Genomic DNA, 12604 nt, shown 5'->3' on the forward strand with positions numbered 1-12604 from the left:
TGATCGGGATCGACCACGCGGGGGACTCGTCGGCTCAGACCTCGGCGGGGTTGTCGACGATGCAGCTGAGCGAGATCTTGACGCTGGACTCGTGGGACGACACGACGTATTCGCCGGCGCGCTCCAGGGCGTTCCAGGTCGCGGGTGTCACGCGGTTGCGGCGGATGCCCGTCGTCGAGATCACCACGGGCACGCACACACTGCGACCGGCGAACGACTGGGACGCCGCGGTGACCGGGCCGAGGGCCAGCTGGATCGTCGTGCCCGGGGCGCGGCTCTTCGAGTCGCCGAGCAGCAGCCAGACGCCCTGCAGCAGCCCGTCGCGCTGCGGCGGGGCCAGTAGGCCGGCCAACGACGAGGGGTCGACCAACGTGACCGACCGGCCGAGGTACTCGGACTCGGTGACGGCGTGGTGCAGCCAGGTCTCGCGTCGACCCTCGATGAGGTGCAGCCGGAGCTCGGTGGCGAGCGACGCGGCCTGCGAGGCGACCTTCGGGGCGAGAGGCAGCGGGACGTCGCCATTGGACACACCGTCGAGCAGCTTCTCGGCCGCGAGGTCGAGCCGTGCCAGCTCGTCGCTCGCGAGCATGCCCACCGCGAAGCGCGGTTGTGACACGTTGCTCTGCACGAGCACGCGGTCGAGCTCGACCTGCACCATGCGCCGGAACCGGTGCACCGCGAACGTGGCGATGGCGCTCGGCAGGACGGCCAGGGCCACGACGGTGATCTGCTGCGGGCCCGAGTCGCTGGTGACGGGGGTCGAGAGCGCCACCATGACGACGAGCGCCACGAACAGCAGAGCGGTGGCCACGACGACCTCGCGCACGGGCCTCAAGGTGACGATCGGCAGCAGACCGAAGCCGACGGCCACGCTCGAGGTGGCGTAGGCGCCCACGTCGTGCAGCGGCCAGATGGCGACGAAGTCGAGCGCGACGACCACGGCCAGCACGACCCCGATCACCGCGAAGACGCCCGTCGTCAGCCTCTCGCCCCGCACGGTCACGAGGACGGCCGTGCCGATGAAGGTCGCGACGTAGAGCAACCAGGAGACCAGCACCGGAGCGACGTCGGGATAGGTCGAGAGGTGGCTGAGGAAGAACGTGAGGCCGTACACGGCCTGGAGGGCTGCGACCACGGCCGCACCCACCCCGAGGTAGCCGGTGCCGAGCGTGGCTCCCGCCGCCCGGGCCTGGCGGAGCGAGCGCGCCCCGGTCGAACTGATCGGCAGGCCCCGAGCCGCCCGCCGGCCACGGACGACCCCGAAGGTGTTCTCGTCGACGCTCAACGCGGTGCCTCCAGGACGACGGTCGTGCCCGAGCCGGGGGACGAGAACAGACGGGCGCTGCCGCCGACCTCGTGCAGTCGACCGACGACGGACTCCTTGAAACCGAGGCGTTCTTCGCTGATGCCGGCGAGATCGAATCCCACGCCGGCGTCGGTGACCATGGCGCGGACCATCGAGTCGTCGTGGATGATCGTGACGTGCGCCTCGGTGACGCCGGCGTGGCGTCGGACGTTCTCGAGGCACTCGGCGAGGGCCAGCAGGAACGCGTCGAGCACGTGCGTGGGCAGCAGCACCTGCCCGGTGCCGTGCCAGCTCACCTCGAGGCCCATACGGCCGAAGCGTTGCTTGACCGACTCCAGGGTCTGGCCGAGCGGGGACTCCTCGACGGTCTCGAGGCTGTAATCGCCCGAGGCCTGGGGTTGGGGTGTGCCGCCGAGACGCAAGTGGCGAAGCAGGCGCGCGTCCTCGGCCGCCTGGTCCTGCAGGGCCTGGGGCGTGACCCCGAAGCCCGAGTGGGCGAGCAGCGTGAGCGTGGCCAGGACGGTGTCGTGCAGCAGTCGAGCACCCTGACGGCGTTGGGCCTCGGTCTCGCTGGCCTGGCGCTCGGCCCGGTGGGCGTTGCCGATGCTGTAGATGCGGCGGGCCGCCCGCGGGACGGCGCGCCCGAGCCAGAGACCCGTGACGAAGCAGGACACCCAGCCGAGCAGGACGGCCGCCACGGGGAAGGTGAAGAGCGAGCCGGTGGCCAGGGCGACCAGGGCGAGTTCGACGAGGAAGGCCACGACGGCCGTGGTCAGACGCGGTCGGCTCGACGAGAGCATCAGGCTGAAGGCGGCGGTCGCACCCCCGGCCAAGGGAATGATCGCGGTGGCGAGCGGGCCGTCGTCGGGGCCGCCGGCGGGCAGCAGGGCGACGACGGTCGCGGCGATGCCCGAGGCCAGCCCGACCGGCACCCAGACGCGGGCGCGGGGACCCGTGACGAACAGCAGCGACACGATGAGCAGCGCGGCGAGCGGTGCGATCGCCGCCAGGTGGAGGGGGTCGGTGACGCCGGGGATCGCCAGTGCCACGATCGAGACCGCCGCGCAGGCGAGACCCAGGGTGCGGGTCGTGCTGCTGAGCAGACGATCGCGCTCTTGGGCGAAGATGTCCATGGTTCGTGAGTGGCTTCCGACGGTGTCGTCGCTCCGGCCGGGTGGCTGGCGACCCCTCATGTTTTCATACCCAGCCCCCTCTCAGGGGGTCATGCAGGGACCGAATCGCCGATCGGGAGGGTAACGATCCGGTCGCGGCGCGGAACTGTACCCCGAGGTGTCCACCGAAGTGGGGTCAGTCGAGCAGGCGGCGCAGATGTGCGCCCACCTCATCGCCTTCGATGAGGAAACCGTCGTGCCCGTACGGGCTCTCGACCACGGCCACGTCGTGGCCGTCCAGGCCGTGTCGCAGGTGTCGCGCGATCTCTCGCTGGTCGGCCACGGGGAACAACCGGTCGCTGTCGACGCCGAGGACGAGCGTCGGGGCCGTGACGCGGCTCAAAGCCGCGGCGACGCCACCCCGGTCGCGTCCCACGTCGTGCGAGTTCATCGCTCCCAGCAGCGTCACGTAGCTGCCCGCGTCGAAGCGGCGGGTGAACTTGTTGCCGTGGAAGTCCAGGTAGCTCTCGACCTGGAACCGCCCCGGACCGCCCAGCGGCGATATCTCGCTCTGCCAGTTGCGTCCGAACCGCGCGTTGAGCTCGTCGGGGGAGCGGTAGTTGAGCAGAGCCATGCGGCGCGCGAGGGCGAGGCCTCGGTAGGGGCCGTCGACGGCGTCGTAGTAGTCGCCGCCGTCGAAGGCGGAGTCCATGCGGATCGCCTCGTACTGCACGGTGTTCAGGGCGATCTGGTCGGCGCTCACGACGGGTGGTGCGGCCAGTACGGCGAGGCGGGCGACGCGCGACGGATGCGTGATCGCCCACTCGAGGGCGTGCATGCCACCCATCGAACCGCCGACGACGGCGGCCCACCGATCGATCCCGAGGCGGTCGGCGAGGGCGGCCTGGGCGGCGACCTGGTCGCGGATCGTCAGGTGCGGGAACCTCGAACCCCATTCGACGGCGTCGGGGGCGAACGACGAGGGGCCCGTGCTGCCCTGGCAGCCGCCGAGCACGTTCGGCGCGACCACGAACCACCGGTCGGTGTCGATCGCCAGGCCCGGACCGACGACGCCGTTCCACCAACCCGCCGTGGGGTGACCGCGCCCGGCCGAGCCGGCGACGTGGCTGTCCCCGGTCAGGGCGTGTGACACCAGCACGGCGTTGCCGTGGTCGGCGTCGAGCTCGCCCCAGGTCTCGAACGCCAGTCGAGGCCGGGGCAGCACGACACCGCTCTCGAGCGCGAGGTCGTCCAGGGCCACGAACGATCGTCCCCCGGGGTCGTCGCCGTCGCGCCAGGCGCCGGTGACCGGCGGGCGCCCCAGCATCGCCAGCCGGGTGCGCTCGCTGACGACGCTCGACGGGACCGTGTCCTCGGGTGTGCTCTGCCAGTCCATGTGAGATCCATCCTGGACGAGCCGAGGAGGCGCGGCGCGTTTGTTACGCGCACCGCGCCTCCTCGGGGTTTCCGCGGCCGGTGTGGCCCCGTCGCGGTCGTCCTAGCTGCTGCTCAGCGACTCGCGGGTGACCGCGCGCGCAGCGGCGAAGCCCGCGTCGAGGTCGGCCTTCAGGTCGTCGACGTTCTCGAGGCCGACCGAGAGTCGGACGAGTCCCGGGGTGACCCCGGTCGTCAATTGCTGCTCGGGGGTGAGCTGCGAGTGCGTCGTCGAGGCGGGGTGGATCACGAGGCTGCGCACGTCGCCGATGTTCGCGAGGTGGCTGAACAGGCGCAGGGCGTCGACGAGCGCCCGACCGGCATCGACACCGCCCTTCAATTCGAACGAGAGGACGGCCCCGACACCCCGGGGGGCGTACTTGTTCGCCGCGGCGTACCACGGGCTGGTCGGCAGTCCCGCGTAGTAGACCGCGGCGACGTCCTCCCGGGCGTCGAGCCACTCGGCCACCTCCTGCGCGTTCTGGACGTGGCGCTCGATGCGCAGGCTGAGCGTCTCGATGCCCTGGATGAGCGAGAACGCGGTGTCGGGGCTGTTCGACGCCCCGAGGTCGCGCAGCAGTTGCACCCGGGCCTTGACGACGTAGGCGAGGCCGTCGCCGACCGCCTCCGTGTAGACGGCCCCGTGGTACGACGGGTCGGGCCGGGTCAACCCGGGGAAGCGGTCCGCGTTCGCCGACCACGGGAACGTGCCGCCGTCGACGACGAAGCCACCGATCACCGTGCCGTGTCCGCCGAGGAACTTGGTCGCCGAGTGCACCACGATGTCGGCCCCGTGCTCGAGGGGCCTGATCAGGTACGGCGTCGCGATCGTGTTGTCGACGATCAGGGGCACGCCCTCGGCGTGCGCCACGCCGGACACCTTCTCGAGGTCGAGGATGTTGATCTTCGGGTTGCCGATCGTCTCGGCGAAGAACAGTTTCGTGTTCGGACGGACGGCACGGCGCCACTCGTCGGCGTCGTCCTGGTTCTCGACGAAGGTCGTCTCGATGCCGAGCTTCGCGAGCGTGTACTTGAAGAGGTTGTAGGTGCCGCCGTAGATCGACGACGACGACACGATGTGGTCGCCCGCCTCGGCGATGTTCAGCACCGCGAAGGTCGACGCGGCCTGACCCGACGCCACCAGCAGGGCACCCGTCCCGCCCTCGAGCGCGGCGATGCGCTTCTCCACGACGGCGTGGGTGGGGTTCATGATGCGCGAGTAGATGTTGCCGTTCTCGGCCAGGGCGAAGAGGTCCTGCGCGTGCTGCGCGTCCCGGAAGACGTACGAGGTCGTCTTGTAGATCGGCGTCGCACGGGCGTGGGTCGTGGGGTCGGGCTGGGCCCCGGCGTGAATCTGCTGCGTCTCGAACTTCCAGTCGGGCTGGGCGTCGGTCATGGTCTGCTCCTGCGGTCGGGGTGCGTTCGCCGGGGTGGTCGGCGGGGTCTGCGGTGCCAGCCACGGTACGGACCGTGCACCTTGGCGTCCACGATGCCGGACACGGGGCGTAACCGGGGCCGCTAGCGTGGGCCGGGCGCGTCCGCGGTGGGCGACGACGAACGAGACAACAGGAGGCGCACATGGTGGGACGGGTCGTGGTGACGGGAGCCAGCTCGGGCATCGGAGCGGCGACGGTGCGGCTGTTCCGCTCGCGCGGCTGGGACGTCCTGGCGGTCGCCCGGCGCGAGGACCGCCTCCGCGCGCTCGCCGACGAGACGGGGGCGTCCTGGTTCCGGGCCGACCTCACGCGCGAGGACGACGTGGCCGCCCTGCGGGCCCACGTCGAGGCGACCGGGCCGTTGCACGCCCTGGTCAACAACGCCGGCGGTGCCTTCGGGCTCGACAGCGTCGAGAACGGCTCGATCGACGACTGGCAGCGCATGTTCGACGTCAACGTGCTCGGCACCAAGCGCATGGTCACGGCCCTGTTGCCCTCGCTTCGCCGCGGTGCCGAGGAGGCGCGGGGCGCCGACATCGTGACGGTCACCTCGATCGCCGGTCACGTCGCCTACGAGAACGGCGGCGGATACAACGCCTCGAAGTTCGCCGAGCACGCCCTCGTGGCCGTGCTGCGACTCGAGCTGGCGGGGGAGCCGATCCGGGTGATCGAGATCGCGCCGGGCATGGTGCACACCGAGGAGTTCTCGCTCGTGCGCTTCGGCGGCGACCGGGACCGTGCGGACGCCGTGTACCGCGACGTCGAATCGCCGCTGACGGCCGACGACGTCGCCGAATCGATCGTGCACTCCGTCGAGCTGCCGGCCCACGTCAATCTCGACCTGGTGACGATCAAGCCCGTGGCGCAGGCGGCCACCTACAAGGTCGCCAAGGGCGAGCTGAAGGTCAAGAAGGACTGAGTCGGGACCGGTCGACCGGCACGGTGCCGTCGAACCGGGCCCGGCGCAGTGCCGCGAGATCACCTTCGACGAGGTCGCGCAACCGTTCGGGACGACCGTCGTCGTAGTCGTCGTCGGGACGAGCGGCCCAACCGAGCCGATCGACGACGGTCTGTCCGACGTCGTCCCACGCCCGGGAGCGGGCGGCGGCCACGACCTCGGCCACGAAGTCGTCGTCGTCCCGCCGGGTGGCCAGAGCGCGGGCCACGCCCTTCGAGGCGGCCTCGCGCAGCTTCAACGCGTCGACGTCCTCCGGGCGGTAGTCGAACTGGTGGCGCGACTGGCCGTACGACCGGCCCGTCATCCGTCGCAGGCGACGCACCCGGACGGCGGCCGCGGTCTGCTCGGCAATCAACCGGTCGATCTCGTCGCGCGCGGCCTCGGTGGCGACGGCCTCGTCGAACGGCAGGTGCTCCTGCAACGCCCGGCGGATGATGTGGTTCGTCACGGCGACGACCAGGGCCGACCGGACGATGAGCAGCCCCTCGTCGACGGCGCGCTCCAGGGCGGTGCGTTCCGCGCGACGGCGGGTACCGGGGCCGTGGGGCACTCGTCGACGTCCTCTCGTGCTGGTGGGTCAGGCCCCGACCCTACCGGCGACGGGGTGGGTGTCGATCGGGTGAGGAGCCGAGCGGACGCCCGGGCGATCCACGCGTGGCACGGGTCACCAGAGGGTGGTTCCGGCGCGGAGTGACCCGTCCGGGGGCCGGGCCGACGGTGCGGACGGCACCCGTGCCTCCTGCCGTTCCTGGCCTGGCCGGCCCTCGAACCGCACAGGACGGCGGGCCTCACCCGGAGCACGGCGACGCGGACCGGGCCCCACCCGGACGTCACCCGGGCGCGGCGTCCCTCGAAAGGGGGACCCCTGCGGGTCTCGTTTTCCCAGCCACCCCCGCGTACCGTTGACGGGGTCAGGACGTCCCGAACCCGAATCCGGGGCGAGCCTCTGCCACGGTCGCCCGAATCGACCGTCGGCCGACGACGCCGGGCCACCCACCCATCGACGTCACCGAACGCACCCTCCGACGAGGGTCGCCACCCGAACGCGCCCTCCCGCGGCGTGCCGGCGACCGTCGACGAACCCAGAGGAACCCCCGTGACCCTCCGCGTCCGCCCGCCCCGGCCCGCCGTCCGCCTGTCCAGCTGCCGTCCCGTTCAGGGAGGCACCGCGTGAACCGCCCGGCCCCCCGTGTCAGCGTCGTCGTCTGCGCCGACGGCTCCACCCCGTTCGACGGCCTGACGGCCGCGCTCGACTCCGTCCTGCGCGACGGAGACGTGCACGACGTCCTGGTCGTCGTCGACAGGGCACCACGACTCCGCGACCACCTGCGCCACCGGTACGACGACCTCGTCGTCGTCGACAACACCCGCACCCCGGGGCTCGCCGGCAGCCGCGACACCGGGATCGAGTCCGCACGTGGTGACGTCGTGGCGTTCCTCGGCGCGGACTGCGTCGCCCACGCCGGCTGGGCCCGCGCGCTCGCCGCGCCCTTCGACCAGGTCGACGTGATCGCCGTCGTCGGTCGGACCGAACCGACCTGGCCCGGCACAGCCGCGTCGGCCCTGCCCGACGACCTGCTGTGGGCCGTCGACTGCACTCCCCGCTGGCGACCCGACGGCCTCGTCGGGCTCGACGACGTGGCGGGGGCCACGGTCGCTTTCCGGCGGTGGGACCTGCTGCAGGTCGGCGGCCTGGCCAGCGGGGTCGACGCTCACGAGGGCGTGCCCCGCGGTGCCGAGTTCGTCGAGCTGTGCCTGCGTCTGGCGGCGGACGAGCCGGAGGCGCGGGTCGTCTCGACCTCGTCGGCCCGCGTCTCGCGCACCGTGCGTCCCGGCGAGACGCGTCCACGGTCCGTCGTGGCCGCCGCCGTCGACCGCGGTGTCGCCCACAGGGCACTGCGACGCTCGGTCGGAGGGGAGGGCGACTCCGGCACCGGCGCCCCCCGGGGCGTCACCTTCGGTCGACTGGCCTCGAGCGCGTGGCGGTCGTTCGTCGGTCGCCGTCGGGGAACGACGGTGCTGGCCGCCGCCGCGATCGCCCTGGCCACCGGTCACCTGCTCGGCCTGGTGCGGGGAACGCGCATCGGCCTGCCGGTCGACCAGCTCGTCCCGCTGCGCTCGGCCACCGTCCGCCGATGACCGCGGGCGCCCGGGGAGGGGCGCGTCGCGCGTTCCGGTGACGCCCCTCCGCGGCCTGTGGGACGACACCGGGCCCCACGGCCCACCGGGTCGCATGATGGAAGCGTGTTCATCGCCACCAGAGTCGCCGGTCTCGAAGCCCTCGACGAATTCCTGCCCCACGCCGGCTCCGCCTACGCCCGAGACCGGAACCACGACCTGGGGGCCTCGCGTCGTGCCGTCTCGGGACTGTCTCCCTACCTGCGGCACCGGCTCGTGACGGAACGCGAGGTCGTCGGCGCGGTCCTGGAGCGTCACACGCTCGGTGCCGCCGAGAAGTTCGTGCAGGAGGTGTTCTGGCGCACCTACTGGAAGGGATGGCTGGAACAGAACCCGGAGGTGTGGCGGCGGTACCGCCGGGACGTCGACCGTGTCGCCGACGAGGGCGTGCCCGCGGGGTACGACGAGGCGGTGGCCGGCCGGACCGGCATCGACGCGATGGACGCCTGGGTGCGCGAGCTGGTCGACACCGGGTACCTCCACAACCACGCGCGCATGTGGTTCGCCAGCATCTGGATCTTCACCCTCGGTCTGCCCTGGCACCTGGGTGCCGACTTCTTCCTCCGCCACCTGCTGGACGGGGACGCGGCCTCGAACACCCTGTCGTGGCGGTGGGTCGCGGGCTTGCAGACCGCCGGCAAGACCTACCTGGCGACGGCCGAGAACATCTCGCGCTTCACCGACGGGCGGTTCTCGCCCGCGGGCCTCGCCACCACGGCCCGGGCGCTCGACGAGGAGCCGCTGCCGCCGCGGACCCCGGTCGAGCCGGCCGACGTCGTGGGGGCCCCGCGGTCCCGGGTCGGACTGTTGCTCCACGACGAGGACCTCGAGCCCGAGAGCCTGCTCGCCGAACGCCCCGGCCTCGTCGCCCGGGTGACGGCCACCGCTGTGGTCGCCGACCCGGGAGCACGGTCCCCCCGGGAGGCATCCGCTGCGGTGGTGAGCTTCACCAGGGAGGCCGTCGACGACGCGGCGAGGCGCACGCCGGACTCCGACGGTCGTCCCGCCCGGACGCTGCCCGACGCGGGCTCCGACACCGTCGTGGACTGGGCGACCTCCGAGGGGCTCGACACGGTGCTCTCGCCGTACGCGCCGGTCGGTCCGGCCCAGGAGCGCCTGGCGACGGTGCGCCGTGCCCTCTCGGCCGAGGGGATCGACCTCGTCACCGTCCGCCGCCGGTGGGACGGCGAGGCCTGGCCGTCCGCCTCACGGGGTTTCTTCCCGTTCCGAGGGCGCATCCCGGAGCTCGTCCGCCAGCTCTGACGAGGCTCGACACAGGGTCCGCCGACGACACCCGGGCCGAGATGTGGGTCGTTCAGGAGGGCATCCGTAGCGTGGCCTCCATGGACCAGACCATGCCGGGGGCCGAGCCCGCTCCGGTGACCCGCATCGCGCCTCCGTTGCTCCGCCCGGCGTTCATCCGGCAGCACTGGGGCGGCCTGGCCTTCGCGCACTGGCGGGTCGAGCCCGACCGCGTCGCACCGCTGCTGCCGCCCGGCACCCGCCCCGACGTGTTCGACGGATCGACCTGGGTCGGGCTCATCCCGTTCAAGCTGACCGGCAGCGCCTTCGGGCCCTTGCCTGCGGTGCCCTGGGCCGGCGACTTCCTCGAGACGAACGTGCGGCTGTACTCGGTCGACGCCCTGGGGCGTCGCGGCGTCGTGTTCCGCACCCTCGAGGCGCAGCGCCTCGTGTCGGTGCTCGCCGCCAACGTGGGGCTCGGCCTGCCGTACCGGTGGGCGTCGATGCACGAGACCAGGGAGGACGGGGTCGTGACGTATCGCAGCACGCGGCTCGGACCGGGCACGAACCCGTCGTCGCGCCTGGCCGTCCGCCCGACCGACGAGGTCGTCGACGGCGACCCGCTCGCCGAGTTCCTGACCGCCCGCTGGGGCATGCACGTCGCCCGGGGCGGTCGCACGCGGTACTGGCCGAACCACCACGACGCCTGGTCGCTGCGCCGGGCCGAGCTGGTCGACCTCGACGACGAACTGGTGTCCGACGGAGGCCTGCCGGGCGTCACCGACCGCGAGCCCGACTCGCTGCTCTGGTCCGATGGCGTCGACACCGTCTTCGCGCCTCCCGGGGGTGCCTGGGTCCCCGCGTGACGCGCGGGGGCCTCCGCGCGTTACGGTTGTCGGCATGGTCACCCCACCCGACGACAGCCAGGCCGCCCCCGCACGACCCGAGGTCGAGGCTCCCGAGAGAGAGGTGCTGGGCTGGCTCGAGTTCGGCGAGGCCGCTCGCCACCTGGCCTCGGACGTCGTCCAGGCGGGGTTCACGCCCGACGTCATCGTCGCCGTCGCCCGCGGCGGGCTCGTCCTCGCCGGGGCCGTGGCCTACGCCCTCGACACCAAGATGTGCGGCTCGATCAACGTCGAGTTCTACACGGGCGTCGACGAGCGGCTGCCCGAGCCCGTCCTGCTGCCACCGACCCTCGACGCGCCGTCGCTCGAGGGCAAGAAGGTGCTCGTCGTCGACGACGTGTCCGACTCGGGTCGCACCCTCGTGCTCGTGCGCGACCTGCTCGCCGAGGTCGCCGCCGAGGTGCGCACCGTCTGCCTGTACAGCAAGCCCCGGACCGTGCTCGAGCCCGACTTCGTCTGGAAGCGCACGGATCAGTGGATCACCTTCCCGTGGAGCGCGCTGCCGCCCGTCACGCGCGAGGTCGGCTCGGGGGTCGGCGCGTGAGCATCCACCTCGTGGGCGGCGGCTGGTCGCCCGACGACACCGAGCTCTACGACCTCTTCGTGGCCGAAGCCGCCGTTCGTGGCACCGCCGTGGGCCGGAGCGTGCCGCGCATCGCCGTGCTGATCGTCGTGGCCGACGATTCGCCGTCCGCCGAGTTCCGGGACGGCTACCCCGCCATGATCGCCGCCGGCGGACGCTGCGAGGCGCTCACCACCGTCGTCACCGCGGGCGACGAGTTCGACACCCGCGTCCTCAGTGACGTCGACGGGTTGCTCGTCGCAGGCGGGGTCACCCCGGCCTACCTCGACGCCGTCGCACCGCTGATCGACCAGGTGCGCCTGCTCGTCGCCGACGGGTTGCCCTACCTCGGCTTCTCGGCCGGGGCCATGATCGCCGCCGACCGCGCCCTTCTCGGCGGCTGGCTGATCGGTGACGTGCCGGTCTGCCCGGAGGACGCCGCCGAGGACCTCGACGAGGTGACCCTCGCCGACGGACTCGGCCTGGTCGACCTCGCCATCGACGTGCACGCCGCCCAGTGGGGCACCCTCACCCGGCTCATCGCCGCCACCGAGGCAGGCTTGGTCCGCGGCGGTGTCGCCATCGACGAGAACACGGCCCTGGTCGTCGGCGAGGGCGCCCTCGCGGTGCTCGGCACCGGCAGCGTCTGGCGGGTCGAACCGCAGCACGACGAGGACGGCGAGATCGTCGGCGTCTCCGTCGGCACGCTCGGGGTCGAGTGACCCACGCGACCGGCCCCGGCGGGGGCGACGAGCAGGGCCGCGACGAGACACACGACCACCGTCGGCCGCTCTCCGAGCAGATCGACCCGTCGTGGGCGTCCGCCCTCGAGCCCGTCGCCGACCGCATCGCCGACATGGGCGAGTACCTGCGCTCCGAGGTGCGTGCGGGGCGCGGCTACCTGCCCTCGGGCGAGAACGTGCTGCGGGCCTTCCGGCAGCCGCTCGAGGACGTCCGCGTCCTCGTCCTCGGGCAGGACCCCTACCCGACGCCCGGCCACCCGATCGGGTTGTCGTTCGCCGTCGACCCCCACGTCCGTCCGGTGCCGCGCAGCCTCGCGAACATCTACCGCGAACTGCACGACGACCTCGGCGTGCCGGTCGTCGAGCACGGCGACCTGACCTCGTGGTCTCGCCACGGCGTGCTACTGCTCAACCGCGTGCTGACGGTGCGCCCGGGCGAGACGGCATCGCACCGCGGCAAGGGCTGGGAGCCCGTCACGCAGCGCGCGATCGAGGTGCTGGCCGCCCGGGGAGGCCCCCTCGTGGCCATCCTGTGGGGCCGTGACGCTTCGGCGCTCAAGCCTCTGCTCGGCGACGTCCCCTCGATCGAGTCACCCCACCCGAGCCCCCTGTCGGCGTCGCGGGGGTTCTTCGGCTCGCGGCCGTTCAGCAGGGCGAACGAGCTGCTCGTCGCCCAGGGCGGCGAACCCGTCGACTGGACGCTTCCCCCCACGGTCTGAGCTGCGGGC

The 12604-nt window shown here is 72.6% G+C and carries 12 protein-coding genes; 7 read left to right on the top strand and 5 right to left on the bottom strand.

Annotation, left to right across the window (positions count from 1 at the left end):
• Positions 1-34: 34 nt before the first annotated feature.
• The 4 genes from HRF36_RS03320 to HRF36_RS03335 all read right to left on the bottom strand — a co-directional run bounded on the left by HRF36_RS03320 (position 35) and on the right by HRF36_RS03335 (position 5248).
• Complete coding sequence (locus HRF36_RS03320) at positions 35-1285, bottom strand: hypothetical protein (protein WP_173206160.1); 1251 nt, start codon at positions 1283-1285, stop codon at positions 35-37.
• A complete protein-coding gene (locus HRF36_RS03325) occupies positions 1282-2439 on the bottom strand; it encodes a sensor histidine kinase (RefSeq protein WP_173206162.1) in 1158 nt (385 codons plus the stop codon). The genes HRF36_RS03320 and HRF36_RS03325 overlap by 4 nt, the downstream gene beginning before the upstream one ends.
• A gap of 175 nt (positions 2440-2614) precedes the next feature.
• Positions 2615-3814 carry a homoserine O-acetyltransferase gene (locus HRF36_RS03330; protein WP_173206165.1) on the bottom strand — a complete coding sequence of 400 codons (1200 nt, stop codon included), beginning with the start codon at positions 3812-3814 and terminating at the stop codon, positions 2615-2617.
• Positions 3815-3916: 102 nt separating this feature from the next.
• Entirely contained in the window at positions 3917-5248 is a 1332-nt protein-coding gene (locus HRF36_RS03335; RefSeq protein ID WP_173206169.1) for a bifunctional o-acetylhomoserine/o-acetylserine sulfhydrylase, read from the bottom strand.
• Positions 5249-5430: 182 nt separating this feature from the next.
• On the opposite strand from HRF36_RS03335, the gene HRF36_RS03340 reads away from it, so the two are divergent.
• Positions 5431-6207 carry an SDR family oxidoreductase gene (locus tag HRF36_RS03340; RefSeq protein ID WP_173206172.1) on the top strand — a complete coding sequence of 259 codons (777 nt, stop codon included), beginning with the start codon at positions 5431-5433 and terminating at the stop codon, positions 6205-6207.
• Here HRF36_RS03340 and HRF36_RS03345 read toward each other — a convergent pair.
• Entirely contained in the window at positions 6194-6796 is a 603-nt protein-coding gene (locus tag HRF36_RS03345) for a hypothetical protein (protein WP_173206175.1), read from the bottom strand. The two genes, HRF36_RS03340 and HRF36_RS03345, sit on opposite strands and share 14 nt — an antisense overlap.
• 620 nt (positions 6797-7416) lie before the next feature.
• Here HRF36_RS03345 and HRF36_RS03350 point away from each other — a divergent pair.
• The 6 genes from HRF36_RS03350 to HRF36_RS03375 all read left to right on the top strand — a co-directional run bounded on the left by HRF36_RS03350 (position 7417) and on the right by HRF36_RS03375 (position 12595).
• Complete coding sequence (locus HRF36_RS03350) at positions 7417-8385, top strand: glycosyltransferase family A protein (RefSeq protein WP_173206178.1); 969 nt, start codon at positions 7417-7419, stop codon at positions 8383-8385.
• 105 nt (positions 8386-8490) lie between these two features.
• Positions 8491-9687 carry an FAD-binding domain-containing protein gene (locus HRF36_RS03355; RefSeq protein ID WP_173206181.1) on the top strand — a complete coding sequence of 399 codons (1197 nt, stop codon included), beginning with the start codon at positions 8491-8493 and terminating at the stop codon, positions 9685-9687.
• A gap of 80 nt (positions 9688-9767) precedes the next feature.
• Positions 9768-10532: a YqjF family protein gene (locus HRF36_RS03360; RefSeq protein WP_254280992.1), complete on the top strand. Its 765-nt coding sequence runs from the start codon at positions 9768-9770 to the stop codon at positions 10530-10532.
• 34 nt (positions 10533-10566) lie between these two features.
• Entirely contained in the window at positions 10567-11115 is a 549-nt protein-coding gene (locus tag HRF36_RS03365; RefSeq protein WP_173206184.1) for a phosphoribosyltransferase, read from the top strand.
• Complete coding sequence (locus HRF36_RS03370) at positions 11112-11855, top strand: Type 1 glutamine amidotransferase-like domain-containing protein (protein WP_371739983.1); 744 nt, start codon at positions 11112-11114, stop codon at positions 11853-11855. The genes HRF36_RS03365 and HRF36_RS03370 overlap by 4 nt, the downstream gene beginning before the upstream one ends.
• Positions 11852-12595 carry a uracil-DNA glycosylase gene (locus HRF36_RS03375; RefSeq protein ID WP_173206187.1) on the top strand — a complete coding sequence of 248 codons (744 nt, stop codon included), beginning with the start codon at positions 11852-11854 and terminating at the stop codon, positions 12593-12595. The genes HRF36_RS03370 and HRF36_RS03375 overlap by 4 nt, the downstream gene beginning before the upstream one ends.
• The last annotated feature ends 9 nt before the right edge of the window (positions 12596-12604 follow it).

The organism is Frigoribacterium sp. VKM Ac-2836 (assembly GCF_013248995.1).
Lineage (GTDB): Bacteria > Actinomycetota > Actinomycetes > Actinomycetales > Microbacteriaceae > Frigoribacterium.

What these genes read in the sequence shown, in the direction of transcription:
- HRF36_RS03335 (WP_173206169.1), bottom strand. Translation starts at nt 5,248, where the DNA reads ATGACCGACGCCCAGCCCGACTGGAAGTTCGAGACGCAGCAGATTCAC.
- HRF36_RS03360 (WP_254280992.1), top strand. Translation starts at nt 9,768, where the DNA reads ATGGACCAGACCATGCCGGGGGCCGAGCCCGCTCCGGTGACCCGCATC.
- HRF36_RS03365 (WP_173206184.1), top strand. Translation starts at nt 10,567, where the DNA reads ATGGTCACCCCACCCGACGACAGCCAGGCCGCCCCCGCACGACCCGAG.
- HRF36_RS03325 (WP_173206162.1), bottom strand. Translation starts at nt 2,439, where the DNA reads ATGGACATCTTCGCCCAAGAGCGCGATCGTCTGCTCAGCAGCACGACC.
- HRF36_RS03340 (WP_173206172.1), top strand. Translation starts at nt 5,431, where the DNA reads ATGGTGGGACGGGTCGTGGTGACGGGAGCCAGCTCGGGCATCGGAGCG.
- HRF36_RS03330 (WP_173206165.1), bottom strand. Translation starts at nt 3,814, where the DNA reads ATGGACTGGCAGAGCACACCCGAGGACACGGTCCCGTCGAGCGTCGTC.